Annotated in this window: 25 protein-coding genes and 1 tRNA gene; 16 read left to right on the top strand and 10 right to left on the bottom strand. The window is 71.6% G+C overall.

Annotated features, from left to right (window positions below):
* Nucleotides 1–55: 55 nt before the first annotated feature.
* The 4 genes from AQJ58_RS03840 to AQJ58_RS03825 all read left to right on the top strand — a co-directional run bounded on the left by AQJ58_RS03840 (nt 56) and on the right by AQJ58_RS03825 (nt 5,275).
* A complete protein-coding gene (locus tag AQJ58_RS03840) occupies nt 56–1,804 on the top strand; it encodes an alkaline phosphatase D family protein (RefSeq protein WP_067244723.1) in 1,749 nt (582 codons plus the stop codon).
* Between the two features lie 208 nt (nt 1,805–2,012).
* Nucleotides 2,013–3,896 carry an FAD/NAD(P)-binding protein gene (locus AQJ58_RS03835; protein ID WP_107121948.1) on the top strand — a complete coding sequence of 628 codons (1,884 nt, stop codon included), beginning with the start codon at nt 2,013–2,015 and terminating at the stop codon, nt 3,894–3,896.
* Between the two features lie 113 nt (nt 3,897–4,009).
* A complete protein-coding gene (locus AQJ58_RS03830; RefSeq protein ID WP_067244719.1) occupies nt 4,010–4,465 on the top strand; it encodes a DoxX family protein in 456 nt (151 codons plus the stop codon).
* Between the two features lie 198 nt (nt 4,466–4,663).
* Entirely contained in the window at nt 4,664–5,275 is a 612-nt protein-coding gene (locus AQJ58_RS03825; RefSeq protein WP_067244717.1) for a DedA family protein, read from the top strand.
* Nucleotides 5,276–5,326: 51 nt separating this feature from the next.
* Here AQJ58_RS03825 and AQJ58_RS03820 read toward each other — a convergent pair whose 3' ends face one another.
* On the bottom strand, nt 5,327–5,554 hold the full coding sequence (locus AQJ58_RS03820) for a DUF2277 domain-containing protein (RefSeq protein ID WP_067244715.1): 228 nt from the start codon (nt 5,552–5,554) through the stop codon (nt 5,327–5,329).
* 206 nt (nt 5,555–5,760) lie between these two features.
* Between AQJ58_RS03820 and AQJ58_RS43725 the strand changes: the two genes are divergently transcribed.
* The 8 genes from AQJ58_RS43725 (at nt 5,761) to AQJ58_RS03780 (ending at nt 10,495) form a co-directional block, all read left to right on the top strand.
* On the top strand, nt 5,761–6,099 hold the full coding sequence (locus AQJ58_RS43725; protein ID WP_079078727.1) for a helix-turn-helix domain-containing protein: 339 nt from the start codon (nt 5,761–5,763) through the stop codon (nt 6,097–6,099).
* A 114-nt stretch (nt 6,100–6,213) separates the two neighbouring features.
* Nucleotides 6,214–6,582, top strand: a complete 369-nt coding sequence (locus tag AQJ58_RS03810) for a hypothetical protein (RefSeq protein WP_159056209.1) — start codon at nt 6,214–6,216, stop codon at nt 6,580–6,582.
* Nucleotides 6,583–6,691: 109 nt separating this feature from the next.
* The gene (locus AQJ58_RS03805) at nt 6,692–7,012 is read left to right on the top strand and encodes a hypothetical protein (protein WP_067244712.1); all 321 of its coding nucleotides are present in this window, start codon (nt 6,692–6,694) and stop codon (nt 7,010–7,012) included.
* Complete coding sequence (locus tag AQJ58_RS03800) at nt 7,009–7,647, top strand: DUF5819 family protein (RefSeq protein ID WP_067244710.1); 639 nt, start codon at nt 7,009–7,011, stop codon at nt 7,645–7,647. Before AQJ58_RS03805 ends, AQJ58_RS03800 begins: the two co-directional genes overlap by 4 nt.
* The gene (locus AQJ58_RS03795) at nt 7,644–8,642 is read left to right on the top strand and encodes an HTTM domain-containing protein (RefSeq protein ID WP_067244709.1); all 999 of its coding nucleotides are present in this window, start codon (nt 7,644–7,646) and stop codon (nt 8,640–8,642) included. The genes AQJ58_RS03800 and AQJ58_RS03795 overlap by 4 nt, the downstream gene beginning before the upstream one ends.
* A 151-nt stretch (nt 8,643–8,793) precedes the next feature.
* Entirely contained in the window at nt 8,794–9,213 is a 420-nt protein-coding gene (locus tag AQJ58_RS03790; protein ID WP_067244707.1) for a thiol-disulfide oxidoreductase DCC family protein, read from the top strand.
* A gap of 8 nt (nt 9,214–9,221) precedes the next feature.
* Nucleotides 9,222–10,064 (top strand): serine hydrolase domain-containing protein, encoded by an 843-nt coding sequence (locus AQJ58_RS03785; RefSeq protein WP_234359944.1) that lies wholly within the window; start codon nt 9,222–9,224, stop codon nt 10,062–10,064.
* Between the two features lie 86 nt (nt 10,065–10,150).
* Nucleotides 10,151–10,495 (top strand): hypothetical protein, encoded by a 345-nt coding sequence (locus tag AQJ58_RS03780; RefSeq protein WP_067244703.1) that lies wholly within the window; start codon nt 10,151–10,153, stop codon nt 10,493–10,495.
* Here the strand turns inward: AQJ58_RS03780 and AQJ58_RS03775 are convergent.
* From AQJ58_RS03775 to AQJ58_RS03765, 3 genes are all read right to left on the bottom strand, one after another.
* Nucleotides 10,492–11,139, bottom strand: coding sequence for a DUF305 domain-containing protein (locus AQJ58_RS03775; RefSeq protein ID WP_067244702.1), 648 nt, complete (start codon nt 11,137–11,139; stop codon nt 10,492–10,494). The genes AQJ58_RS03780 and AQJ58_RS03775 overlap by 4 nt on opposite strands.
* Before the next feature lie 89 nt (nt 11,140–11,228).
* Nucleotides 11,229–11,618 (bottom strand): DUF6153 family protein, encoded by a 390-nt coding sequence (locus AQJ58_RS03770; RefSeq protein ID WP_324613729.1) that lies wholly within the window; start codon nt 11,616–11,618, stop codon nt 11,229–11,231.
* A gap of 75 nt (nt 11,619–11,693) precedes the next feature.
* Nucleotides 11,694–11,768: transfer RNA gene (locus AQJ58_RS03765), tRNA-Val, on the bottom strand.
* Between the two features lie 167 nt (nt 11,769–11,935).
* On the opposite strand from AQJ58_RS03765, the gene AQJ58_RS03760 reads away from it, so the two are divergent.
* Both AQJ58_RS03760 and AQJ58_RS03755 read left to right on the top strand, forming a co-directional pair.
* On the top strand, nt 11,936–13,306 hold the full coding sequence (locus AQJ58_RS03760; protein WP_067244701.1) for a hypothetical protein: 1,371 nt from the start codon (nt 11,936–11,938) through the stop codon (nt 13,304–13,306).
* Nucleotides 13,307–13,403: 97 nt separating this feature from the next.
* Entirely contained in the window at nt 13,404–13,979 is a 576-nt protein-coding gene (locus AQJ58_RS03755) for a DUF4383 domain-containing protein (RefSeq protein ID WP_067244699.1), read from the top strand.
* On the opposite strand, the gene AQJ58_RS03750 is transcribed toward AQJ58_RS03755, so the two are convergent.
* The 3 genes from AQJ58_RS03750 to AQJ58_RS03740 form a co-directional block, all read right to left on the bottom strand.
* Complete coding sequence (locus AQJ58_RS03750) at nt 13,967–15,139, bottom strand: amidase domain-containing protein (RefSeq protein WP_199844520.1); 1,173 nt, start codon at nt 15,137–15,139, stop codon at nt 13,967–13,969. The genes AQJ58_RS03755 and AQJ58_RS03750 overlap by 13 nt on opposite strands.
* 107 nt (nt 15,140–15,246) lie before the next feature.
* On the bottom strand, nt 15,247–16,527 hold the full coding sequence (locus AQJ58_RS03745) for a polysaccharide deacetylase family protein (protein WP_067244697.1): 1,281 nt from the start codon (nt 16,525–16,527) through the stop codon (nt 15,247–15,249).
* Nucleotides 16,528–16,571: 44 nt separating this feature from the next.
* Nucleotides 16,572–18,749: a transglycosylase domain-containing protein gene (locus AQJ58_RS03740; RefSeq protein WP_079078726.1), complete on the bottom strand. Its 2,178-nt coding sequence runs from the start codon at nt 18,747–18,749 to the stop codon at nt 16,572–16,574.
* 289 nt (nt 18,750–19,038) lie between these two features.
* Between AQJ58_RS03740 and AQJ58_RS03735 the strand changes: the two genes are divergently transcribed.
* A complete protein-coding gene (locus AQJ58_RS03735) occupies nt 19,039–19,260 on the top strand; it encodes an FmdB family zinc ribbon protein (RefSeq protein ID WP_067244695.1) in 222 nt (73 codons plus the stop codon).
* A 6-nt stretch (nt 19,261–19,266) separates the two neighbouring features.
* Here AQJ58_RS03735 and AQJ58_RS03730 read toward each other — a convergent pair whose 3' ends face one another.
* Genes AQJ58_RS03730 through AQJ58_RS03720 form a run of 3 tightly spaced genes read right to left on the bottom strand, consistent with a single transcriptional unit; the run spans nt 19,267 to nt 23,728 of the window.
* Nucleotides 19,267–20,079: an HAD family hydrolase gene (locus tag AQJ58_RS03730; protein ID WP_067244693.1), complete on the bottom strand. Its 813-nt coding sequence runs from the start codon at nt 20,077–20,079 to the stop codon at nt 19,267–19,269.
* Entirely contained in the window at nt 20,079–22,532 is a 2,454-nt protein-coding gene (locus tag AQJ58_RS03725) for a phosphoribosyltransferase (protein ID WP_067244692.1), read from the bottom strand. Before AQJ58_RS03725 ends, AQJ58_RS03730 begins: the two co-directional genes overlap by 1 nt.
* Before the next feature lie 29 nt (nt 22,533–22,561).
* A complete protein-coding gene (locus AQJ58_RS03720; RefSeq protein ID WP_067244690.1) occupies nt 22,562–23,728 on the bottom strand; it encodes an HpcH/HpaI aldolase/citrate lyase family protein in 1,167 nt (388 codons plus the stop codon).
* A 186-nt stretch (nt 23,729–23,914) separates the two neighbouring features.
* Here AQJ58_RS03720 and AQJ58_RS03715 point away from each other — a divergent pair, with 186 nt between their 5' ends.
* Nucleotides 23,915–24,661 carry a TerD family protein gene (locus AQJ58_RS03715; RefSeq protein ID WP_067244688.1) on the top strand — a complete coding sequence of 249 codons (747 nt, stop codon included), beginning with the start codon at nt 23,915–23,917 and terminating at the stop codon, nt 24,659–24,661.
* The last annotated feature ends 9 nt before the right edge of the window (nt 24,662–24,670 follow it).

Genomic DNA, 24,670 nt, shown 5'->3' with positions numbered 1-24,670 from the left:
CCCCACACTCCTCCGTCGCTGCGTACCGTACGGGGCGACGGAGGAGAGTGATCCCGTGGCCGGACTGCGGCTTGGCCCCCTGCTGAGATACGCCGACCCCTCGTCCGCGACCGTCTGGGTCGAGGCGAGCCGTCCGTGCGCCGCCGAGGTGCGCTGCGCGGACGGCGCCGGCGGCACCGCCCGCACCTTCCAGGTGGCGGGCCATCACTACGCCCTGGTCCCGGTGGGCGGTCTGACGCCGGGGACGACGACGGCGTACGAGGTGCTCCTCGACGGCCGCACCGTGTGGCCGCCGCCCGACTCCCGCTTCCCGCCCTCCGTCATCCGGACCCCGGCCGGGGGCGGCGGCACCGTCCGGGTCGCCTTCGGCTCCTGCCGCTGGGCGGCGCCCCCGGCCGGCGCGGAGGACCCGGTCGGCCCCGACGCCCTGGACAGCCTGGCCGCCCGGCTCGCCGCCGACCCCGCCGCCGAACGGCCGGACGCGCTCCTGCTGCTGGGCGACCAGGTGTACGCCGACGAGGTCTCCGACGCCGTCAGGCAGCGCATACGGGCCCGCCGGGGCCTCGCGGACGCGCCCGGCGCCGAGGTCGCGGACTTCGAGGAGTACACCTGGCTGTACTACGAGTCCTGGCTGGACCCCGAGGTGCGGTGGCTGCTGTCCACCGTGCCCAGCTGCATGATCTTCGACGACCACGACGTCATCGACGACTGGAACACCTCCGCCGCCTGGCTCGCCGACCTGCGGGCCACGCCCTGGTGGCGGGAGCGGCTGCTGAGCGGCCTGATGTCGTACTGGGTCCATCAGCACCTGGGGAACCTCTCCCCCGCCGAACTGGCCGCCGACCCGCTCTACGCCGCCGTACGCGCCACCCCCGACGCCACCGACGTCCTGCGCGCCTTCGCCTGCCGTGCCGACGCCGACCCGGCGTCCGTGCGCTGGAGCTACCGGCGGGACTTCGGGCGGGTGCGGCTGCTGATGGTGGACACCCGGGCCGCCCGGGTGCTGGAGGAGGGCGCGCGGGCGATGCTCGGCCCCGGGGAGGCCCGGTGGCTGCGTGAGCAGGCCCTCCAGGACCGGGGCTCCTACGACCATCTCCTCATCGGCACCTCGCTGCCCTGGCTGCTGCCGCATCTGGTGCACGACGCCGAGGCCTGGGACGCGGCCCTGTGCCGGGGCGAACGGGGTGCGCGCTGGGCGCGGTTCGGGGAGCGGCTGCGACGGGCGGCGGATCTGGAGCACTGGGCGGCCTTTCCCGGGTCCTTCGCCGCGCTCGCGGAACTGATCGCCGAGGCCGGCTCGGGTCCGGACGCGCCGGCGACGGTGCTGGTCCTCTCCGGTGATGTGCACCACGCGTACGTGGCCGAGCCGCGGTGGCCCGGCACCAGCGGCGGCGGCCGAGGCGACGGCAGCGGCAGCGGCGGCCGAGGCGACGGCAGCGGCGGAAGCAGCAACGGCAAGGGCGGCGGCAGCGGCGGCGGCAGCAGCAGCAGCAACAGCAGCGGCCCGGACGCGCGGGTGTTGCAGCTCACCTGCTCTCCGGTGCACAACTCGATCCCGCTGTCGATCCGGGTCGGCTTCCGGATCGGCTGGAGCGCGGTGGCCCGGGCGCTCGGGCGGCGGTTCGCCGGGCACGGCGGCTGCGCCCGGCCGCCGGTCTCCTGGCGGAAGACGGGCGGACCCTGGTTCGGCAACCAGCTCATGACCCTGGCCCTGCACGGCCGTTCGGCCCGGCTGACGCTGGAACAGGCGCGCGCGAAGGGCGGGTTGACCACCGTGGAGGAGTCCGACTTGACCCTCAGATGAGGGTCAACCGCGACAACTGGGGCTGGTGGGGCCCGCGTTGGCTTCTGTGACGGTGGGGGTCCCCCCGTGCTCGAAGAGTTTGGGGGAGGCATGATGAGGCGGACCGTCCGCCTCCAGTACCGCACGCGGACGGTCCACTCCATCGCGCCCCACACGCCCGGGAGTCACCCCTTTGCCATCAGTGAACGCGGAAGCGCAAGCGCCGACGGTGTCCGTCTCCCTCGCCCTGGTCGGCGCCGGGCCGCGCGGGACCAGCGTCCTGGAACGTCTCTGCGCGTCCGCGCCGGACCTCCTCCCGCCGGGGGTGCGGCTCACGGTCCATGTCGTCGACCCCGATCCGCCGGGGCCCGGCCGGGTGTGGCGCACCACGCAGTCGCCCGAGCTGCTGATGAACACCGTGGCCTCCCAGGTGACGCTGTTCACCGACGAGAGCGTGGACTGCGCCGGCCCGATCCGCCCCGGCCCCAGCCTCCACGAATGGGCGGGCGGCACGCTGGACCCGGACGCGTATCCGACCCGCGCGCACTACGGCCGCTACCTGGAGTGGGTGTTCGCGCGGACCGTGCGCGAGGCGCCGCCCTCGGTGCGCGTGAAGACGCACGCGGCCCGTGCCGTGCGCCTGGACGACGCGGCCGACGGCCGTCAGGTCCTCACCCTCGACGACGGCCGGGTCCTGTTCGGCCTCGCTGCCGTCGTCCTGGCCCAGGGCCACCTGCCGCTGGTCGCCGACGGCACCGAACAGCGCCACGCGGCCTACGCCGAACGGCACGGTCTGCGCCATGTCGCCCCCGCCAACCCGGCCGACGTCGACCTCTCCGCCGTCGCCCCCGGCGAACCGGTCCTGCTGCGCGGCCTGGGCCTCAACTTCTTCGACCACATGGCCCTGCTGACGACGGGGCGGGGCGGCCGTTTCGTCCGGGCGGAGCGGGCCGCCCCGGGCGCGGTCGGACTGCGCTACGTGCCGTCCGGCCGGGAGCCCCGGATCCACGCCGGCTCGCGGCGCGGGGTCCCGTACCAGGCGCGGGGGGACAACGCGAAGGGGCCCTACGGGCGGCATCTCCCGCTGGTGCTGACGCCGGAGGTGATCGCGGGGCTGCGCAAGCGGGCGGACTCCGGAGAGGCGCCCGACTTCCTGGCGGACGTCTGGCCGCTGGTGGCCAAGGAGGTGGAGACGGTGTACTACACGGCCCTGACGGGCCGGGCGGAGTTCGCCGACCGCTTCCTGGCCGTGCCGCACCGGCACCCCGAGGAGGCCCGCGTCCTGGACGCGTTCGGTGTGGCGGAGGGCGACCGCTGGAGCTGGGACCGGATCTCACGGCCGTACGCGGAACGGCGGTTCGCGCACCCGGGCCAGTGGCGGGAGTGGCTGCTGGCCCATCTGCGGCGGGACGCACGGGAAGCGGCGCGCGGGAACGTGGCGGGCCCGCTGAAGGCGGCCCTGGACGTGCTGCGCGATCTGCGCAACGAGCTGCGGCTGGTCGTCGACCACGGCGGGCTCGCCGGGGCCTCCCGCCGGGACCACCTGGACCGCTGGTACACCCCGCTCAACGCCTTCCTGTCCATCGGCCCGCCCCGGCGCCGCATCGAGGAGCTGACCGCGCTGATCGAGGCGGGCGTGGTGGAGGTGCTCGGCCCGCGCCTGGAGGTGCGCGAGGAGGGCGGGGCCTGGGTCGCCCGCTCCCCGGAGGTTCCGGGCTCGGCGGTCCGGGTGACCACGCTGGTCGAGGCCCGGCTGCCGGAACCGGAGCTGCGCCGCACCGCCGACGTCCTGCTGGCCCGGCTGCTGAAGACCGGGCGGTGCCGGCCCCACGCGGTCGACGGGCATGTCACCGGCGGACTGGATGTGACACCACGGCCTTATCACCTGATAGACCGTCAAGGCAGGCCGCACACAAGGCGGTTCGCCTTCGGGGTGCCCACGGAGGGGGTGCACTGGGTGACGGCGGCGGGAGCCCGTCCGGGCGTGGATTCGGTCATGCTTTCGGACGCGGACGCGGTGGCGAGAGCCGTCCTACGTGCGGCGACGGCGGAGTCGGGGCCCCGGACGGAGCCCGGGTCGTGGCTCAATGTTGAACTTGAAAGCATTGATTAGGTGCGCCTAGCGTTGATCTTTCGTTCGGTACCGCCGCCCCACCGACGGACCGTCCTCCCCCTGCCCCATCAGGACGGTCCCACCGATCCGACACCGAAGGAGCGCCCCCCACCATGTCCGCTCGCCTCAACACCGCGCAGCCCTACGCGTTAGGGCTGTTCCGCATCGTCGTGGGCCTGCTGTTCGCCTGCCACGGCGCCGCCTCCCTCTTCGGCATCCTGGGAGGCGCCGTCGGCACGGACGGCGGCACCGTCGAAACGGGCTCCTGGCCCGGCTGGTACGCGGCCACGATCCAGCTGGTCTGCGGCGTCCTGGTGCTGATCGGCCTCGGCACCCGGGCCGCCGCGTTCCTGGCCTCGGGCTCCATGGCGTACGCGTACTTCAAGGTGCACCAGCCGGGGGCCCTGTGGCCGCTGGAGAACGGCGGCGAGCCCTCCGCGATGTTCTGCTGGGCCTTCCTGCTGCTGGTCTTCACCGGCTCCGGCGCGCTGAGCCTGGACGGGCTGATCACCAGGCGCTCGCCCGGCAAGCGCGGGCCGTCCGCCCAGCAGGCCACCGTCACGGCCTGACCCCGTAACAGAACGCCGTGCGCCGGGTGCCCTCGCCACGACGACCGGGAGGGCACCCGTGTTCACAGGCGCGGCCGCCGAGGACTGCGAGCGGGTCCGGGAGTGAATGCGCGCTGCGAACACAAACACCCCTCGTGACCCTTCTGTCACCTCCCCCGCGTACGCTGTATGGCTGTCATTGTCACGGGGGAGCGAACGGTGTTCGAGAGTGTGGGGGCCTTGCTGGGCAGCCCCTGGATCTACGCGCTGGTGGGCCTGTCGGTCCTGCTGGACGTGTTTCTGCCGGTCCTGCCGAGCGGGGTGCTGGTCATCACGGCGGCCACCGCGGCGGCCGCCGGCTCGGGCGCGGCGACCGGCCGGGTGCCGCACGAGGTGCCCGACATCCTGGCCCTGATCCTCTCCGCGACGACCGCGTCCGTGCTGGGCGATCTGGTCGCCTACCGGCTGGCCTGGCGGGGCGGTGAGCGCCTGGACCGGGCGATCTCCCGTTCCCGGCGGCTGACCACCGCGCAGGAACGTCTCGGCGACGCCCTGGCCCGGGGCGGCGGCGCCCTGGTCGTCCTCGCCCGGTTCGCGCCCGCCGGCCGCTCGGTGGTCTCCCTGATCGCCGGTGCCGCGCACCGCCGGGCCCGTGACTTCCTGCCCTGGTCCGCGCTGGCCGGACTGTCCTGGACCGCGTACAGCGTGGCCCTCGGCTACTTCGGCGGACACTGGCTGGGCGCCGGCTGGCTGGCCACGGGGGTCTCCGTGCTGGCCCTGTTCGGGGCGGGCGCGGGAGCGGCGTACGTCATGCGCCGCCCGTCGGCGTAGCCGGGCTGCGGCCCGGTACGACGGGCCGCGCGCCGGATGCGGGCTCAGCTCTCAGGACGCCCGGCTCGCCGCGCCCCGCACCTCCAGGCCGCCGAGCAGCTGGGCCGTGACCTCGGCGATCGCCTCCACGGCGTGGTCGAACACCTCCCTGTTGTGGGCGGCCGGCGCCCGGAACCCGGACACCTTGCGGACGTACTGCAGGGCGGCGGCGTGGATGTCCTCCGGGGTCGCCTGCTCGGGCAACGCGGGCGGACGCAGCGTCTTGATGCTCCGGCACATGTCCCCAGTCTCCCTCTTGTCGCGCGGCTGCGGGCGGACGGCGTCGGCCCACCCCTCGGCGACGACTCCTTTCCCCTGAACGTGATCGAACTTTTGCGTTATGTTCGAGTCGTCCAAGGGGGAACAAAACAACGGAGGGATTCATGCGCGCAGGAACCCTATGCAGCCACCGATCCACCCGACCGGTGGATCGCCTGCCGAAGGGGATGGACCAGCTCACGAAGCGTGAGCGGGAGGTCCTCCTGCTGCTGGCCGACGGTCTGACCAACCAAGGCCTGGCAAACCGGCTCGGAATCGCCCAACGTACCGTTCGAGCACACATATTCAGCATCGTTCGCAAGCTGGAACTTCAGTCACGAACGGAAGCAGCGTTAGTGGGCGACCGGAACCGCGTCCGACTGGCGTCCGACACGACATTCCCGGAGGCCTCGCCACTGGATGCGGCAATGCCGGAAGTGGCAATGCCGGATGTGGTGATGCCTGATGTGGTGATGCCGGAAGTGGCAATGCCTGATGTGGTGATGCCGGATGCGGTCATGCCGTAAGTGACAATGGCCGATCTGCCTTCCCGCCAGGATAGTTGAGGTCGTCGGGAATTCCCCCGTCAGCCGAGACATCCAGCCTTCACGCCCCGCGCGAAGGCAGATCGGACCCACTCAATGAACAGAAAGTCATTATCCGTCGTCGGCGTGGCCGTGGCCGGCGCCGGCATCATGCTGGCCACTCAGGGCCCCGCACAGGCCGGCACTCCGTCCGCCGCTCCGGTGGCGACCTCCCCTCAGGCGACCTCCACCGCCCCCGCGGATCAGCCGCAGGTCATCAGGTCCGTCGCGGCCAGGGTGGCGAGCAGCGCCGTCTCCGCGGCCGAACGGGCCGCCGTGCATGTCACCGCCGCGGCGGGCACCTCCGCGGTCCGCCAGGCGGCCGGCGACGTGACGCAGGTCGCGCGTATCGCGAGCCTCGGCTCCGCCACTGCGGTCTCCCCCGACTCGGGCTCCCTCCCGGCCGCATCGATCTTCGATCGCTGAGCCCCGCGCGACACCCCCGTCAGCCGCGTTCTTCCACCGCGGCCGAACTCAGTCGACTCGCCGACGACACGGCAGGGCTCACCCCTGCCGTCTCGCAGATTGGACGGATATGAATCGCAAGGCCATCATCGCCGTGGGCACCGCCCTGGCCGGCGCCGGTATCGTGCTCGCGACCCAGGGGGCGGCCCAGGCCGGGACCGCGGCTCCGGTCGTCGTCTCCCAGAAGACGACTGCCGTCGACTCGGACAAGCAGCCCGCGATCATCAGGTCGGCCGTCGCGCGGGCGGCGGTCCACGCGCGTGCCGCCATCAGCAGCTCCGCCGTGAACAACGCCCTCGAGCACGCCTCCGTGATCGCCAGCCTCGGCTCGGCGCCCAAGGACGGTCCCGGCGCCCCGGCCGGGTCGGCCGAGGGGATCTTCGACAAGTGACGCAGCACGTCGCTGCCAGGAGGGCGGTGCTGCTCGTCGGCGCCGCCCTCCTGGGCTTCCACTTCCTCGTCGCGGCGTTCTCCCAGGCCCCGTTGTCCCCGCCGAAGCTCCGCTATTACGACGCAATGACCCGCTATCTGCATCCATATTTCACCCAGAACTGGATGCTCTTCGCCCCCGATCCCCTGACGGACGACCGGGGGATTCTGGCAAGAGCCCGCTGCGGGGACGGGAGCGTAACGCCCTACTACGACGTCACGACGCCCACCATCAAGAGCACGCAGGACAGCCGGTTCTTCCCCCCGCGCACGGCCCGCTTGATTTCCAGCACCCTCCAACAACTCACCCAGTCGGACCCCGTCCTGAGCCGCATACGTGAGGCCGAAAAGCAGAAGAAAAGCCCGGTTCTCCCCCTGCTGCCCATAGAACGGACCTCGCGCGACGATGCGGCGCGCTTCCTTGCCCGCTTTTCACTGACGCAGATGCCCCAGGCCTGCGCCGACGGGACCGAAAGCATCCAAGTCCGTGTCTATTACCACGAGATGCCGCCGTGGTCGCAGCGAAATAGACCGCTCACCGGCGGAAAGGTCTCCGCTCAGGATCTTGAATGGCTGAAGGCAGAGGATCTGCGGTGAACAATCTTCTCTCGCGCGTCGACGCCCTGACCACGCGCCCCTTGAGCCTGGTCGGCGTGTCGGGAACCCGGGTGCTTCTGGGGTTCGTCGGCTTCATGTTCTACGCCGGTGACTACAGCGACCGGCGGTACATGTTCGGTCCCGACGGCGTCCTGCCCTGGCAGGACTTCGTGGATCAGGTCCACGAGTCGGGCACGTTCAGCCTGTACACCGTCAGCGACTCGACGGTGTGGTTCGAGACCGTGTTCCACCTGGGCATGCTGGCCGCCCTGGCCGTCACCGTCGGCATCGGCGGACGTGCCGTCCTGCTCGTTCACTGGATCTTCCTCTGGTCGGTCTACCAACGCCAGATAACGATCCTGGACGGCGGGGACAACCTGGCCTACGTCGTCATACCAATGCTGCTGCTCACCCGCTGCTACAGCCGTTTCTCGCTGCCGACCGGCCTGGCCCGGACCCTCGCAGCACGTGTGCCGGCCGTACTCAGGGCCATGGCCACCCCCTTGCACAATCTCGGTGTCCTCTCCGTCGCCGTACAGATGTGTCTGGTGTACGTGACGAGCGGTCTGTACAAAGTGCAGGGACGGCTCTGGCAGGACGGCACCGCCCTGTTCTACGTCATGCGTGTCCCCGAGTTCACCCTGCCCGGCGTCTCGGAGATCGTCTACGACAACGAGTTCCTGGTCTTCAGCGGCACGTACGCCACCGTCGCCTTCCTCGTGTACTTCCCCCTGGGCATCCTCGTGCCGAAGCTTCGCCCCTGGGCCGCGGTCGTGTCGATCGGTTTCCATCTCTCGATCGCGGTCTTCATGGGGTTGACGGGTTTCGCGCTGACCATGGTGGCCTGCGACCTCATCTTCCTCAGCCGGGGCATCAGCGAGGCGCTGAGCCTGGCGACCCGGTGCGCTTCCTCCTTGTCGCGCCACGTCCAGGGCCGGCTGGGGTGGCCGAAAAGGGACAGGGTTCCCCTGCCGCTGCGGGAGAATACCGGTTGAGCACGCGAGGAGCCGATCAATCGAGGACACGGGACGGCCGGGGACGTTCCGGCGCGGACGACCGCGGGCCGGGTCGTTCCCGAGCTCGCGCGCCCCGCGCCCCGCGCCCCGCCGAACGAGAGGCCCTGTCGCACCAGTGGACGGAAAACCCGTGACTCATCCCGGCGCCCCGGCGTCAGCACCCCCGCTCCGCCCCGGCCCGGTGCTCGCCTACGACGGGGACTGCGGCTTCTGCCAGACGTCGATCGACCGCCTACGCGCCCTCGCCGCGCCGACGGTGGAAGCCGTTCCGTGGCAGTTCCTGCCCTCCTCGGTGACCTCGGCACACCGCGAACGCCTCGAACACGAGGTCCTGTTGCTTCGGAGCGGCACGGTCCTCGCGGGCGGGGCCGACGCCCTGGCCCGCTATACGGCGACCTCGCCCTCAGCGGCGTACCGGATACTCGCCGGCGTCGTCCGGCTGCCCGGCATCCGCTCCTGCGCCCGGGCGGTCTACCGCTGGGTCTCCGTCAACCGTCACCGTCTGCCCGGCGGAACGCCCGCTTGCGCGGTACCGCCGCGCGGAAAATGAGGCCCGTCGTGTCTCGTGTCCCGACCTGTGTCCTGACCTCCGCGGCCCCGCCCGCCCTCTCCGACGGGCACGCCGTCGACCGGTACGTCCAGATCGGCTCGCTCACCAAGGCCGTCACCGGGACCGTGCTGACCCGGATGGCGGCGGCCGGGGCGCTGTCCCTGGACGACCCGCTCGAACGGTGGCTGCCCGAGGCCCCCGCGACCGGGATCACCCTGCTGCACCTGGCCCGGCACACCTCCGGTCTCCCCCGGCTGCCCCCCGTCCCGCTCCCGCGCCGGGACCCGTACGCCGCCTTCGACGGCCCCGCGCTGCACGCCCTCGTCCGCCGTCTGGACACGCTCGTCACCCGTCCCCCGGGCGAGGCGGAGGAGTACTCCAACCTCGGGTACGCGGTGCTGGGCGCGGTGCTGACCGCCGCCGCGTCCGGGGCGTCGTACGAGGAGCTGGTGACGGAGCACGTGCTGCGCCCGCTGGACGTCACGGAGGTGAGCGCGCGTCCCGCTCCGGAGCGGCGGCTGCTCGCTCCCGGACGGTTCGGCCGCACCCGGCGGCCCTGGACGATGACCGGCGCGATGCTGCCCGGGGGCGGTCTGTGGGCGACCCCCCGGGCGACCGCCGACCTGGTCGTACGGCTGCTCGTGGAGCGCCGGCTGGGGGACCCCGCGCCGAGCTGGCAGACGGCCGGGCAGCTGCTCTGGCACAACGGTGCGGTGGGCCGTGCCTCGGTCTTCGCCGGGGCCCTGCCGGACGGCACCTGGGTGGTGGTCCACCGCCTCAACGGGGCCGTGGACGCCACGGACCGAATGGGCGTCGCCGCCCTCAAGCGGGACCGCACGGCCGGTCCCTGACCCCCGGCCCCTTAGTCGAACAGACGTTCACAGGAACCCCCCGAAGGAGCTCGCCCCGCAAAATCGAACAGGCGTACCATTGCCGTGTGGCTAAGACCTATGACTTTCCCAGCGACCTGCGCGCCGGTCAGGAGGAGCTGCATCAGGTCCGGGCCGAGCTCTCGGCCCTGCTGAAGCGGCTCCCCTGGTCGGTGGAGCCCCTGGACGGTTTCAGTGACGCGGGCGGCTGGCGCAAGATCGAGCGCCCCGCGTCCCCGGGCTGGACGGCCGACGAGCAGGCCGAGGTGGAGAAGCTGCGGCGGCGCGAGCACGAGCTCGCGGTGTTCGTGAGCTGCCACCGCTTCTGGTCGGAGGTCGCCGCCGAGGACCGGGTGGAGGCCCGCACGCGCCTCAAGCACGTGCACGACACCCCACCCGGCGAGGCGGACTAGGACTTCCCGGCGAGCAGCCCCTTCATCTCGGCGATCTCCGCGGTCTGGCCGGTGACGATGTCGTCGGCCGTGTCCTTGGCCGCCGGGTAGCGGCCCTTGTCCCGCTCGGTTCCGGCCATCGCGACGGCGCCCTCGTGGTGCTCGACCATCAGCGTCAGGAACGCGCTGTCGAAGGCCGCCCCGGACGCCTTCTCCAGCGTCTTCATCTGGGCGTCGTCCATCATCCCGGCCATGCCGCCGGAGCCGTGGTCCATGCCGGGCATGGAGTCGTCCGCCGACGCGCCCTCCGCGGGCACGTCCTCGCCCCAGGCCTTCAGCCAGCCCGTCATCTTCTCGATCTCCGGGTCCTGGGCCTTCTCGATCCGGGCCGCGAGGTCCTTGACCCGGGCGGAGGAGGCACGGTCGGCGGCGAGCTCCGCCATCTGCAGGGCCTGCCGGTGGTGCGGGATCATGCCCTGCGCGAAGGTGACGTCCTGGGCGTTGTGCTCGCCGCCGGAGACCGCCGCCGAGGCGGAGGGCGAGGAGGCGGACGACGACGAGGCGGACTCGCCGTCACCGCCGCACGCGGTGAGGAGCAGCGCGGCCGTCGCGGTCACGGCCGTCAGCGCGGCACGGCGGATCGGGCTGCGGGTGGTGCTGGTCATACGGGAACTCCTGGGAAGAAAAGGGTGCGTGGACACGTCGGCGCACCCCGCCGGCCCGTCACAGGGGGCGTGGGTGCGCGCAGCGGTGTCTAGATCCGCAGGAGTTGGAGTTCCGCCAGGGAGGGTGGCGCGCGGGCGGCGTCGGGAGCCGCGACGGCGAAGGAGCAGGGCGTCTCGTCCGCCCCGGCGACCGGGACGGGGTCGGGCAGCAGGCCCGGCAGCACCGGTCCCCCGCTCACGGCGGCCGAGGCGCAGGTGGAGTCGGCGTGCCGGATGTGTCCGCCACCGCAGTGGCCCTCGTCCCCCGCACAGCCGTCGTGGCCCTCGGCGGGGGCGACGGACACCACGGCCGCGACGGCCGTCATCAGGCGCGGCTCCGCGTGCGCGGACGCCGCTCCCCCGGGCGCGAGCCCGTGCATGCCGAGCAGGCCCACGAGGAGCCCCAGCACGCACACCGCCCGCCGCCACAGTCCGTTCACAGCGGCCATCCTAGACACAGCGCGCCCCGGGCACGCGAAGGGCCCCCGGATCTCTCCGGGGGCCCTTCGGTCTCCTGGTGGGCGCGGACGGTTTCGAACCGCCGACATCCTGCTTGTAAGGCAGGCGCTCTACCCCTGAGCTACGCACCCAGGACGAGTCGACAGCCTACATTGCCCCGGGCCGTGTCCCGCAAACATGTATCGGCGCCGGTGGGAAAGTCCCGGTCCGCACGGTGAACTGACCGGCCCGTGTGTTCGTCTTCAACCGGTGGGAGAATGAACACCGGTTCAGGCGCATCACAGCACGGGAGAGGGATGTGACGGCGACACCACCGCAGCCGTACTCGCCGTTGGGGCCGCGCGCACACCGCCCGGTGCGGGACGCCCTCACCCTGCTCGCCCTGCCGCTCGTCGTCGCGCTCGCGGTGCCCGCCGCGTTCGCCGGCGGCGGCACCCGGCGCTGGTTCGGCGGGCGGGCGGAGGGACAGCGCGCCGAGGCGCAGGCCGCGAAGGACGCGGCGGCGGCCGCGTTCTACGAGCTGGACACCGCCCAGCGGGATCTGCGGATCTCCATCGAGACGATCACGGCGGTGGACGACAGCCCGGCGGCCCGGCGCGCGGTCTCCGGCTTCGAGGAGATCGGCCGGCGCATCGACGAGGCCAGCAGCCGGTACATCGACGCGGTCGACGCCCATGACCTCGACCGGGACGACCTGGAGGCCTCGGCGGCCGCGCGGGCGCGCACCGAGCTGACCCGGGCCAAGGACGAGCTGGGCAACGTCAAGAAGGAGCTGGATCGTTTCGCCGAGGGGCTCGGCCCGTTGCTGGGCAAGGCGGAGACCCAGCTGGCCCGGCTGGCGCCCGCCGTGGAGCGGGCCCGGCAGGCGCTGCTGGCCGCGTCGGACGCGCTGGACGCCGTACGGCGGACGGGGCTGACGGCGGACGACCTGGCGGCCCGGCTCGCCGCCCTCGGGCCCGAGCTGACCCGGATGAACCAGGGCGCGGGACAGCACGGCGTGCCGCAGACGCTGGAGCGGGCCGAGCGGGTGGCCCGGGAGGCCGCAGCGGTCCGGGCGGAGGCGGAGCGGCTGCCGGAGAAGGCCGCGGAGATCGACCACCGGCTGGTGTCGCTGCGGACGCGGGCGCAGGCGCTCACGACCCGCGCCGGCCAGGTCGACCCGATTCTGAGCGAGCTGCGGCGGCGGTTCTCGGCGGCCTGCTGGCAGGACCTCCAGCGGGTGCCCGAGCAGGCCGCGGAGAACGTACGGCAGGCGGAGGCGAGGCTGCGGGAGGCGCAGGCGGCGCGGGACGCCCAGCGCTGGCCGGACGCCGCCTCGCTGCTGTCCACGGCACGGGCGCTGCTCAACACCACCGACGAGGCGGTCTCCGCGGCCGGTGACCGGCTGAACCGGCTGAACGCCGTGCAGAAGGACCCGCAGGCCGAGATCGACCGGACCCGGTTCGCGATCCGGGACGCGCAGCGGCTGGCGATGGCCGGGCGCAACACGCCCGATCCCCGGGACGCGCGCCCCCTGGACGACGCGGTGGCGCGGCTGGAGCGGGCGATCGGCACCCTGGAGGGCCGCCACCCCGACTACTGGCACTTCCTGACCGAGACGGAGGGGGTGCGTCAGGCGGTGGCCGCCGTGGTGGCCCGGATCCGCGAGGAGCGCGGCGCGGGCCACTGAGGGCCGTCGCGCCGACGTTTGCCGCCGGGGCCGGGCGGGCGGATATTGGGGTACGTACAGGGCCTCTTCCGGCACATCCACGCGCAAGGAGGCGGAGATGGCCGCACACGCACTGCACGCCCGTCGGCGGATCAGGCTCGACGACCACCTGCCGGTCGACCACCGGCTGAACCTGGTCTACCGGATCGGGGCCGGGCTGATGGGCCTGGGGCTCGTCGTCTTCGGGATCTTCGGCGTCCTCGACGCGATCGGCACCTTCGACACCGGAGGGGACCAGGTCTGGGGGCTGAACACCAACGGCGCGCTGAGCTGGCTGTCGATCGGTGTCGGACTGCTGCTCTTCGTGGGCATGGTGATCGGCGGCAACTTCGCGTCCACCCTCAACATGACCTTCGGGATCCTGTTCATCCTCAGCGGCTTCCTGAACATGGCGCTGCTGGAGACGGACTACAACTTCCTGGCGTTCAAGATCCAGAACTGCATGCTGAGCTTCGTGATCGGGATCCTGCTGCTGGTCTTCGGGATGTACGGCAGAGTCGGATCGGCCCTGCCGCACGACAACCCGTACTGGCGGGCCCGCCACCCCGAGTACGCGGAGGAGCGGGACCGCCACCGGGAGCTCAGGGAGAACTGGCCCCCGTCATCGCCCCCGTCGTCCGATCAGGTGCGGTAGGCGTAGTAGTACGCGTTCGGGTACGACGCGACGATGCTCGCCACCGACCGGCGCAACGTGTTGTTCGAGTGGTACGTCACGTACGGGATGCCGTTGGCCTTGGACGTGACGATCATGGTGTGGTCCTTGGACCCGTCCCGGTCGAAGTCCATCTGGAGGACGTCGCCGACCTCCAGCTGGTAGACGTTCGCCAGCGCGGTGGTCCGCTTGGAGTTCTGCGCGAACCACGACCACTCGTTGACGCCGACGAACGAGTCCGACTGGATGTCGGCGTTGCCGAACCACTTGGTGTAGTCGTAGACGTAGCCCGGGACGTGCTTCCAGCCGCCCGCCTTCAGCGACTGGCTGACGAAGTTCGTGCAGTCGCCGCCCGCGGTGTGGTTGTTGTAGTCCGGGTAGTCCTTGTTGTAGCTGAACACGTACTTCTCGGCGTAGGCCGCCATGGCCTTGTAGTCGTACGTGGTGCCCGTCTTCGGCACGGCGGGCGGGTTCCAGGTGGTCGCCGCGCGCGCGGCGTTCGGCATGGTGTCGTCGGCCGTGGTGACCTTGACGGACGCCACCGGCTTGGCCAGCGTGTTCACCGCGAGGCCACCCTGGTCGGTGTCCGCGATGCCGGTGAGCTGCCAGTTGCCGCGCCGGTCCGCCGTGAAGGTCAGCTCGTGCCGCGCCTGGAAGCCGGTGGTCCGCGGCTGGCCGGCGGTGGCGTGCGCGTAGGTCAGGGTCGTGGTCTCGGTGACCGCGGCCTTCGCCGTACGGCCCGTCACGCGCGTGGCGTTCAGGGTGACGGTGGTGGCGGCCTTGCTGTACTTCTCGCCGACCTTGGCGAGCTTGTCCTTGCGCTGCCCCAGTGAGGACAGGGCGGCGTCCTCCTTGCGGGCGGTGCCCGCGGACAGCTTGACGCTGCCGGAGAAGCCGTCGGTCAGCGGCGTCTCGCGGTCACCCTGCTTGCCGGTGACCAGGGCATCGGTGCGGTCGGTGAAGACCGCGTCGGCCAGCCGCTGGAAGGTGGCCTTCGTCTTCGCGTCGACCGTGGGGTCGTCGACGACCGCGGCGCCCGCGGACCAGTTCGGGAGCAGCGCCGCCCCCGCCGCGACCGAGGCGGCGGCCGCCCCGAGTATCGTGGCGCGGCGCCTCGAACGGCTCAATTTCCTTGACTTCACTGATGTTTCCCCTCTTGCCCGGCGGAGGGATGCCGGGGAGGGCATCTTTGCACGGCGTGTGTGGGTGATGTGAAGAGGGGTTCGGTTGAGGTTTGGTTACTTCGCAGTCACTTCACGACGGTCGACCAGTCGGCCGGCGACTGGGCCGGGTCCAGGCTGCGCAGCGCCGCCAGCGTCTCGGGCTTCTGCACGTCCATCCAGTCGGCCAACTCCCTGAAGGACACGCACTTGACGTCCTTCTTGGTGCACACGTTCTCGATGACGTGGTCGACGGCCTTCATGTAGATGCCGCCGTTCCAGTTCTCGAAGTGGTTGCCGATGAACAGCGGTGCGCGGCTGCCGTAGTACACGCGGTTGAAGCCGGACATGTAGGAGTCGATGGTCTGTTGCTGCCACTCGGCGTACCTGGCGGGGTCGCCCTCGGTCTCGCCGTTCGACTGGTTGTAGAGGAAGTTGAAGTCCATGGACAGGGCCTGGATGTCACCGAAGGGGAGTCCCTGGAGCGGGAAGTCCCACAGGCCGTCCTTCTTCGTCGGCCAGACCTGCAGACCGCCGGGGTTGGAGGCGTCGTAGCGCCAGCCGTAGCTCTTGGCCGCCTTGAGCAGGTTCTCCTGCCCTTCCAGACACGGCGCCCGGCCGCCGGTGACCTCCTTCTTGAAGTCGAAGGGCAGCGGGGCCATGTCCTTGTCACCGGTGTTGGTCTTCCAGTTCTCCACGAACGCGTAGAACTGGTCGATCTCGCTCTTCCACTGCGCGACGCTCCAGTCGCCGCCGCCCTTGGCCCCGCAGAAGTGCCCGTTGAAGTGGGTGCCTATCTCGTTGCCCTCCAGCCAGGCCTTGGAGAGCTGTCCGAGCGTGGTGCGGATGTGTTCGTCGGTGGCGAAGCTGATCGCCGCCGCGCCCTTGTCGTGCATCGGCGGGGAGTACAGGTCGCGCTTGCTCTTGGGCAACAGGTAGATGCCGGTGAGGAAGAAGGTCATGTGGGCGTCGTACCGCTTGGCCATCTCGCGGTAGTGCTCGAAGAGCCCGTCGTCGCCCGCGAGCGCGCCGTCCCAGGAGAGGACGACGAACTGGGGCGGCTGCTCACCGGGCTTGAGGGGTACCGCCTTCAACTGGTCCTTCTGCGGACCGGTGTACGAGGTGGAGCCGTCCCCCAGGACATGGGTCTTGCCGTCCCACTCCGGCTCCTTGGTCGCCTTCGCCGACGCCTTCTTGGTGTCCCCCGAGGACGCCGTGGGCTGGGTGTTGCCGGTACGGCCGAGCACCAGGTAGCCGCCCATCAGCGAGGCGACGACGAGAAGCGCCGCCAGGGTGAGGAACCCTGGGTGCGCGGCGGCGGTGCGGCGCGGTTCCACGGCCTTGCGGCGGCGGCCCGACGGTGACTTCATGTGCGGCTCATTCTCGGGTTGGGGACGCGGGGCCCGTTCGGTGGTCAGCCGAGCGGGCGCATGGCACTGGACCAGATGCCGTAGGGGACGCTGTCGCCGGTGGTTCCGGCGATGCCCGCCAGAGGCAGCGGTTCCAGGCTCTTGGTGAGGTCGATGCGGTACACGACGACCGCGGTGGACACCTTCTTGGCGGTACCGACGTACCAGGCCGCGGTGTCCTTGGCGGTGGTGCCGGCCTTGCCCGCCGGTGCGGACCCGTCGGAGGAGAGGGGCACGTCCGACGGGTGGGCGGTGCGGAAGGAGTCGGTGAGCGCGGAGGTGACCTCCTCGGCCACCGCGGTGCGCATGGCCCGCTTGGGCTTCGGCGTGTCCAGGGGCATGTCGGAGCCGTTCCGGGTGATCCGCAGCACCGAGTACGGCTCGGTGTGCCTGCCGTCCGCGGCGAAGGTGGAGTAGCCGCTCGCCATCCGGATCGCGCTGGGCGTGGAGCTGCCCAGGGACAGCGCGGGCACCAGGGCGCCGATGCTGGACGGGAGGAAGCCGGAGGCCTCCGCGGTCCGGCGCACCGTGTCCAGGCCGGTGTCCATGCCGAGCTGCATGAACGGCGTGTTCACCGACAGCGCCAGCGCGCGGTGCAGGGAGATCTGCCCGTAGGACCTGCCGCCGTCGTTCTCGGCGGCGACGCGTTTGCCGCTGCGGTCCCAGTAGTAGCCCTCGGGGGTGGTCAGCAGGACCTTGTCGTTGCCGTCGTAGAGCGAGTCGCCGGTGACGGTGGCGGCGTCCCCGTCGCGGGTCTTGTGGATGCCCTTCTCCAGCCCTGCGGCGTAGACGAAGGGCAGGAAGGCGGAGCCGGCCGGGACGGTGGTGGCGTTGGACTCGTTGTAGCCCTGCGTACGGTGGTCGGGGCCGCCGTAGACGGCGAGGATCCGTCCGTCGGAGGTGACGGAGGCGGCGCCGAAGTGGGCCGCCTTCGCGTTCTTCGGGTCGTCCTCGAGGGCCTTCTTGCGGGCGGCGGTGACGGCCTTGGTGAGCTTGTCCTCGCGCTTCTTGTCGAAGGTCGTGTAGACCTGGTAGCCGCCCAGGTCGAAGTCCTTGTCGGAGATGCCCGCGGACTTCTTGGCGTACTGGGTGGCGAGCTCCACGAGGTAGTCGCTCTGCTCACCGGTGTCGTACAGCGGGTTGCTCTTCAGCGGCTCGGGGAACTTCGTGTACGTGGCCCGCTCGGCCTTCGACAGCTTGTGGATCTTGACCATCCGGTCCAGGGTCCACCCCCAGCGCTCGACGGCGCGGGCGCGGTTGGCGCCGGACAGGGTCGGGTCGTAGAGGCCGGCGCCCCTGAGCAGGGAGGCGAGGAACGCGGCCTCGCTGGCGTTGAGCTCGCCGACATCCTTGCCGTAGTAGGCCTGGGCGGCACGCTGGATGCCGTAGGTGCCGCGGCCGAACCAGCTCGTGTTGAGGTAGCCCTCGAGGATGTCGTCCTTGCTCATCTGGTCGTCCAGCTTGAGGGAGATCATCGCCTCGGTGAACTTGCGGCCGAGCGTCTGCTCCTGGTTCAGGTAGACGTTCTTCACGTACTGCGGGGTGATCGTCGAGCCGCCCTGGGTGTCGCCCTGGCCGACGGTGCGGAACAGGGCTCGGCCGATGCCCTTGACCGAGATGCCGGGGTCGCTGTAGAAGCTCGCGTTCTCGGCGGCGAGGACCGCCCAGCGGACGTCCTCGGGAATGTCCTTCAGCGGCATCGCCTGGCGCTGCACCCAGCCGGTGCGGGCCATGGGCGTGCCGTCGGACCAGAAGAAGACGTTGTCCTGCTGGGTGGCGTACGAGTTGAGGTTCTGCGGGACGTCGGTGGCCGCGTAGGCGACGACGAGGAGGAAGGTGCTCAGCCCCAGGGAGGCGAAGAAGCCTCCGAGGCTCTGCCGCCAGGAGGGTATCCAGCGCCGCCAGCCGCTGCGGCCGGGGCGCGGGTACTGCGGGCGGAGCCTGCGGACATAGGGAGTGACACGAGTCACATAGGGGCCCAGTATCGCGGCGAGGGGAGCCAGCCAGGCGCGCAGAACCGTGGATATTCGGGCAAACACGGAGGGACGCGGGGCCTTGCGGCGATTTCCCGAAGTGCGCGACTTTTCCGCACTCCCGGAGGCATCAGGAACTTGAGGAATGTCCGACACCCGCAGCTGCATGGTCTCGTCCGCCCGGAAAGCGGCGGGGAGCTTCAACTGCATGGTCTCGTCCGGCCTTTGGGGCTCCTCCCCCTGCCCCACCTGGTCCACTACGCGTCTCCCTCCGCACCTTCGTGTTGCTCGCACAGGCAGACGTACAGACGTACGAGGGTCTGACATGGTTGCCGTGGACTCGGCTGCAAACCCTGAATCCCCCCGACCTCGCGGTTCATCGCGGCACCCTCAAATTACCAGCGCCCTTCGCAAGTTCTCCACATAAGAAATCGACAGAAGCAAACAGAGGGAAAACTGTGACGGGGTCTGCCCGGCATATGAGCATTAACCTGTCGGCATGCCTCGCTACGAGTACCGCTGCCGGACCTGCGGCGACACGTTCGAACTGAGCCGTCCGATGGCGGAGTCCGCCGCCCCCGCCGCCTGCCCGGCCGGCCACGACGACACGGTGAAACTGCTCTCCGCCGTCGCCGTCGGCGGCACGGCGAACGCCCCCGCGCCCAGGGCGGGCGGCGGGGGCGGGGGTGGCGGCTGCTGCGGCGGCGGCTGCTGCGGCTGACCGCCGCTACCGCGGCCCTCCGACGGCCTTCAGGAACTCCCGCAGGACGCGCTCCCCGGCGAGGACGCCCCGCTCGGGCAGGGCGGTGATCCCGGGGGCCGTCCACTGCGTGTCGGCCAGCTCGCCGTGGCCCGGCCGCCAGCCGTGGTCCACGGCCAGCAGCAGATCGGCGTCGAGCAGGGAGTCGCCGGCGCCCAGGATCAGCTCGGCGCCGGTGCGCCGGGCCACCTCGCGCACGGCCGCGCTCTTCGTCAGCGGCTTCGGCACCGCGTAGATCTTGCGGCCCTGCAACGACACCGTCCAGCCCCGGTTCTCCGCCCAGGCCGCCAGCTCCTTCACCCACTCTTCCGGCAGGAGCTCGCGCTCCACGACGAGATAGGCGAACAGGTCCTCGGCGACCCGGTGCTTGCGCACCCACAGCGGGTCGGCGGTGGCCTCCAGGTGCGCCCGGATCTCGTCCAGGGGCGCGCACTGCTCCGCGAGCCGCGCGAGCACCCCCGCGTGCCAGTCCTGGTCGGTGACCCCGTCGACCAGGATGTGGCCGCCGTTGGCGCAGATCGCGTACTTCGGGGCCGGCCCCGGCAGATTGATCCGCAGGTACTGCTTGCGCGTCCGGGTGGTCGTCGGCGTGAACACCGCCGCGTCCCCGAGATCGGTGAGCAGAGCGGCCGCCGTCTCCGTCATGAACGACAGCGGCCTGGCCTCGTGCACCTCCACGCACAGCAGCCGGGGTGCCCGCGCGTCCGGCATGGTCAGCGCCAGCGCCGCGGAGGAGTAGATCAGCGTACGGTCGAGGTCGCTCGCCACCAGCACGCCCATCAGAGTGCCACCGCCTTGCCGTCGGCGCCGGTCGCCCCGCGCGTGTACTTCGGATGGATCAGCCCCACACAGGTGTACGGCAGCTCGCCGACCTCCTCCACGGGCACCCCTCTCTGCTCCGCCAGGAGCCGTACGTGGTCCAGATCGGCGCCCGCCCCGGCCCGCGCCAGGATCTTCCAGGGCACCCTGCGCAGCAGCACCCGGGTGGTCTCGCCGACGCCCGGCTTGACCAGGTTCACATCGTGGATGCCGTACTCCTCGCTGATCCGCTCGACGGCCGCCCAGCCCTCCCAGGTGGGCGTACGGTCGCTCGCGAGCAGTTCCTTCGCCGCGGCGGCCACCGCCTCCGCGACCTCGCCGAAGCGGGCGGCGACGGCGTCCAGGAAGGCCACGGAGACATCCGCGCCGGCCAGCTCCCGGTAGAACTTCGCGCCGTGGAAGTCGTCCGGACCGACCAGGTCGGCCCGCAGCACCGTCCGTGAGATCAGCCCCGAGACCGTCGAGTTCAGACAGGCCGAGGGGATCAGGAAGTCCTCCCGGGTGCCGTACGTCCGCACGCACGAGCCCGGGTCCGCCAGCACCGCGATCTCCGGGTCGAACCCGGCGGCGCCGCCCGCCGCCTCGAACTCCTCGATCGCCGCGGCCAGCTCCCGGGTGATGGCGCCCTTGCCGGTCCAGCCGTCGACGAACACCACGTCCCGCGGGTCGTGGTGGGCGGCCAGCCAGCGCAGCGCGTTGGCGTCGATGCCCCGGCCGCGCACGATCGACACGGCGTAGTGCGGCAGGTCGAGGCCGTGCCGGAACTGGGCCCAGCGGCGCATCAGGACGCCCACGGGGGTGCCGGCCCGGGCGAGGGAGACGAGGACGGGCCGGGGGGAGCGCTCGGCGATCACGGTCTCCGTGACGACACCCACGGCCTGCGCGATCCGCGCGGCCGAGGTCTTAAGCGCCGCCTGGAACAGCTCCTGGTACTGCGCGCTCGGCTGGTACTCCACCGGCAGCGACTCCGCGTAGTGCGCGCCACCGCTCTGGATGGCCTCCTCCCGCTCCTCGGTCGGTGCCTCCAGCGTCACGTCCGAGAGGTCCTGGAGCAGCCAGCCGACCTCCTCGGGCGCGTACGAGGAGAAGGCGGGGCCGCGGAGGGGCTCGGGCAGCATGGGGAGCCTTTCGGGGACGTACGAGGGGATGACCGCCAGGACCACGTGCGGGGTGTGTGCGGCGAGCTGCGCCAGCAGGCCGTCGGGGGCGTGCAGCGCGGGGGTGTCGGCGGCCGAGTCGACGACGGCCACGACGGCGTCGAACCCGGCGCCCGCCACGTTGTACGCGTACCGGTCGCCGGGGCCGTCGGCCGGGTCGTCGTGCGCGGGGAAGACGAGACGGCTGCGGATGGCGTAGCCGGGGTCGTCGACGGCGAGGACCGGGGAGCGGGTGGTGGTGCTGTAGCGGATGTCGGCGTCCGTGAGCGGTTCCAGCGCCTGCGCGAGGCGCAGGGGGGCGTACATCAGCTCTTCGCAGCCGAGGACGAGGGCGCTGCGGGCGCCCTCGGGTATCGCCTCCGCGAGGCGGGCGGCCATCTCCGGGAGGGCGGCCTCCAGGCGGGTCCGGTGCGCGGGGGTGAAACCGTGGCGGCCGCCGTCGGGGAGACCGGGGGGCCAGGGGAGGTCGACCCGGTGGTGTGCCGGCTGCCGGCCGGTGGGGTCGGGTCGCGCGAGCCCCCGCGCCCCCGGGTCGGCCGACTCGTGCGCGGTCACCAGGTCCCGGCCTCTGACCAGGACGTCCTCGGGGAGGCTGACCGTGCCCCTCGCCGCCGCCACCAGGTCCACCCGCGCGCCGATCTCCCGGGCGAAGGCCTCCAGGCGGGCCGCGTCCGCCGGTGAGCGCATGTCCACCAGGGCCACCACCACGTACCGGCCGCGGGGGTAGCGGTCGTGCAGGTCCCTGATGGTGTTGATGACGGTGTTGCCCGTGGAGAACTCGTCGTCGACGAGGACCAGGGGGCCGGTGCCGACCAGCAGCGTCGCGTCCTCCGGCAGGAGCAGGTGGGACGTCGCGTGGGAGTGGGACTCCTCGAAGCCGCCCGCGGGGGCGACACCGGCCACCGGCCGGCGGGTGGAGTGCAGGTAGGGGGCGAGGCCCAGGCCGTCGGCGACGGAGTGGCCGAGGCCCGTGGCGGTCTCGGCGTAGCCCAGCACGACCGCCCGGCCGCTGTCCGCCTCGCCGAGCAGGTCCCGCACCCTGCGGCCGAGGGCGAGACCGTGGCCGTACACCACGGACGGGAGCTGCGGGACGTGCTTGCCCAGCACGTGGGAGACGAGCAGGTGGGCCCGCTTGGGGTTGCGGCGCAGGGCCAGTCCCAGCATCTGCGTCAGCGTGTCGTCCCCCGAGATCCCGACCCCGAGCCGCTCGGCGACCCAGCTGCCGGACCAGACCCCGTTGTTCACTGCGTTGTTCATGCGTCCCTAGAGAGTGAGGTGGTGAGCCGTCAGCCGGGGATGCCGGCGGCGAGCAGGTCGACGAAGCTGACGTCCTCGTTGGCCACACCGAAGACCTCCGCCCGGAGCATGGTGCGCTCGGCCCAGGCGCGGTGCGGCTTCACCTCGTTCATCTTGTTCGTGTACTGGGACCTGAGCACACCCCCGCCGCCGCGTTCCGGCCGCAGGATGTCCGCCGCGTCGCTGTACTCCTCGTGGCTGACGACGGACAGCGCGTGTACGGCCGGGACGTGCGAGGGGTGGATGCAGGTCTTGCCGAGCAGACCGTTGGCCTGGTCGAGGGAGATCTCGCGCAGCAGCCCGTCCATGGCGTGCTCGATCAGTCTCTCGCGCAGTTCCACAGCCTGTCCCTCCAGGAAGGGGCTGTGCCGCAGCATCGGCTTGAACATGCGCTCGGGGACCCGGAAGTACTCCCACACCGGCCCGGTCACCGTGAACCCGGTGCCGTCGGCGCGGCCCAGCATGTTCACCACGTCGGCGATCACGGAGGCGACGATCTGGACGTCGTAGGCGGTCATGTCGGGCGCCCGGCGCAGGCCGTACGAGGAGCAGAAGTCGGTCACACCGAGGCGGAGCGCCAGGACCCGGCCCCGGTACTTGTCGACCGCGCGGGCGATGCCCTCCAGGGCGTCCACCCGGGACTCCCGGTACATCAGCTCGGGGGTCTCCAGGACGGGCATGCCGAAGAGCCGGCGGCCGCTCGCGTTCTCGGCGGCGGTGAGGGCCTCCAGGAAGGGGATGCCGCGCTCCTCGGTGAACTTCGGGAACACGAATCCGCTCAGCAGGCTCGCGTGCGGGCCGAGGCGGTGGACGAGGTCGGGGATCTGCTCGGGCGTGCGCACCCGGATGAACAGCAGCGGCCGGTCCTGGTCGGCGCGGCCCGCGAGGTCGGCGAACTGGCGGACGAGGTTCTCCTCGCCCGCCGGGACGTCCTCGTCGCCGATGGAGTCCTCCAGGCACAGCACCATCGACACCACGCCGCGCGCGGTCTGCTTGACGACGTCGTCGGCCAGCCGGGGGCGGGTGGCCGGGCTGTAGAGCGTGGCGCCCAGGGCCGCGGCGAGCAGCCGGGCCGGGGAGTCGGCGTCGAAGACACAGGGCTCCCGGTGGAAGAGACGCTGCCGCACCTCGGGGGCGAGGTGACCGAAATGACGCATAGAACTCCCCCGTGTTGCAGGTCAGGCTGTGGATTCGACATGAGGTGGCCGGTAATAGTACGTAGAGGTCCATGTCAGGGGTTCCCTCGGGGCATGAATTTCAGGTAACTCGCCCGTGTGGGTTCCGCTGTGTGTCCCGTGTACCCCGCGTTGTCGTGATCAGGACCGAGAGGGCAGGATGACCGCATGACGCACGCGATGCTGAAGGGGTCCAACGTCCCGCTCAAGGCAACCACGGTACGCGCTGTACTGCGCTGGACGCCCGGGCAAGGGGTGCCGGACGTCGATGCCTCCGCTCTGCTCCTCGGCCCCGACGGCCGCGTGCGCTCCGACGAGGACTTCGTCTTCTACAACCAGCCCCGGCACCCGTCCGGGAAGGTCTGGCGGCTCGGCAAGAAGCGGGGCGCCGAGGGCCTCACCGACACCATCCAGACAGATCTGGCCGGTGTCGAGCCCGGTGTCGGTCAGATTCTCCTGGTCGCGTCGGCGGACGGCGCCACCTTCGACGCCGTACGGGCGCTCAGCATCCTGTTGTACGACGCGGCCACCGACGGTGATCCGATCGCCACGTTCGACATCCGCCCCGAGACGGGCGAGGAGACCGCGCTGATCTGCGGCGAGCTGTACCGCCGCGGCGAGGGGTGGAAGTTCCGCGCCCTGGGCGAGGGCTACTCCAACGGCCTGAAGGGCCTGGCGACGGACTTCGGCATCTCGGTGGACGAGTCGGAGGAGGCGGCCGCCGGCGCCGTGGACCCGGCGCCGCTCCCGCCCACGCCGAGCCTGTCGCAGCCCCTGCCGCCGGAGCAGCCCACCGCGCAGGTTCCCCAGCAGCCGGCCTACGGCTACCCGAACAACCTGCCGACCCACGGCTACGCCTACCCGGACGGTTCCTTCCAGCTGCCGCCGCAAGGGCCCCAGTTCATCGGGCGGTGACGGGAGGCG

It is taken from the genome of Streptomyces sp. DSM 15324 (assembly GCF_001514285.1).
Lineage (GTDB): Bacteria > Actinomycetota > Actinomycetes > Streptomycetales > Streptomycetaceae > Streptomyces.
Note: the sequence above shows the minus strand (reverse complement) of the source record. Positions and strands in the feature narration are given on the sequence as shown.

Excerpts from the sequence above, each read along its gene's own strand:
- AQJ58_RS43725 (WP_079078727.1), top strand. The coding sequence starts at position 5,761 with ATGGACCAGCTCACGAAGCGTGAGCGGGAGGTCCTCCTGCTGCTGGCC.
- AQJ58_RS03755 (WP_067244699.1), top strand. The coding sequence starts at position 13,404 with ATGGCCGCACACGCACTGCACGCCCGTCGGCGGATCAGGCTCGACGAC.
- AQJ58_RS03830 (WP_067244719.1), top strand. The coding sequence starts at position 4,010 with ATGTCCGCTCGCCTCAACACCGCGCAGCCCTACGCGTTAGGGCTGTTC.
- AQJ58_RS03735 (WP_067244695.1), top strand. The coding sequence starts at position 19,039 with ATGCCTCGCTACGAGTACCGCTGCCGGACCTGCGGCGACACGTTCGAA.
- AQJ58_RS03720 (WP_067244690.1), bottom strand. The coding sequence starts at position 23,728 with ATGCGTCATTTCGGTCACCTCGCCCCCGAGGTGCGGCAGCGTCTCTTC.
- AQJ58_RS03740 (WP_079078726.1), bottom strand. The coding sequence starts at position 18,749 with ATGCAGTTGAAGCTCCCCGCCGCTTTCCGGGCGGACGAGACCATGCAG.
- AQJ58_RS03775 (WP_067244702.1), bottom strand. The coding sequence starts at position 11,139 with ATGACCAGCACCACCCGCAGCCCGATCCGCCGTGCCGCGCTGACGGCC.
- AQJ58_RS03715 (WP_067244688.1), top strand. The coding sequence starts at position 23,915 with ATGACGCACGCGATGCTGAAGGGGTCCAACGTCCCGCTCAAGGCAACC.
- AQJ58_RS03810 (WP_159056209.1), top strand. The coding sequence starts at position 6,214 with ATGAACAGAAAGTCATTATCCGTCGTCGGCGTGGCCGTGGCCGGCGCC.
- AQJ58_RS03805 (WP_067244712.1), top strand. The coding sequence starts at position 6,692 with ATGAATCGCAAGGCCATCATCGCCGTGGGCACCGCCCTGGCCGGCGCC.
- AQJ58_RS03820 (WP_067244715.1), bottom strand. The coding sequence starts at position 5,554 with ATGTGCCGGAGCATCAAGACGCTGCGTCCGCCCGCGTTGCCCGAGCAG.
- AQJ58_RS03745 (WP_067244697.1), bottom strand. The coding sequence starts at position 16,527 with ATGAAGTCACCGTCGGGCCGCCGCCGCAAGGCCGTGGAACCGCGCCGC.
- AQJ58_RS03725 (WP_067244692.1), bottom strand. The coding sequence starts at position 22,532 with ATGAACAACGCAGTGAACAACGGGGTCTGGTCCGGCAGCTGGGTCGCC.
- AQJ58_RS03730 (WP_067244693.1), bottom strand. The coding sequence starts at position 20,079 with ATGGGCGTGCTGGTGGCGAGCGACCTCGACCGTACGCTGATCTACTCC.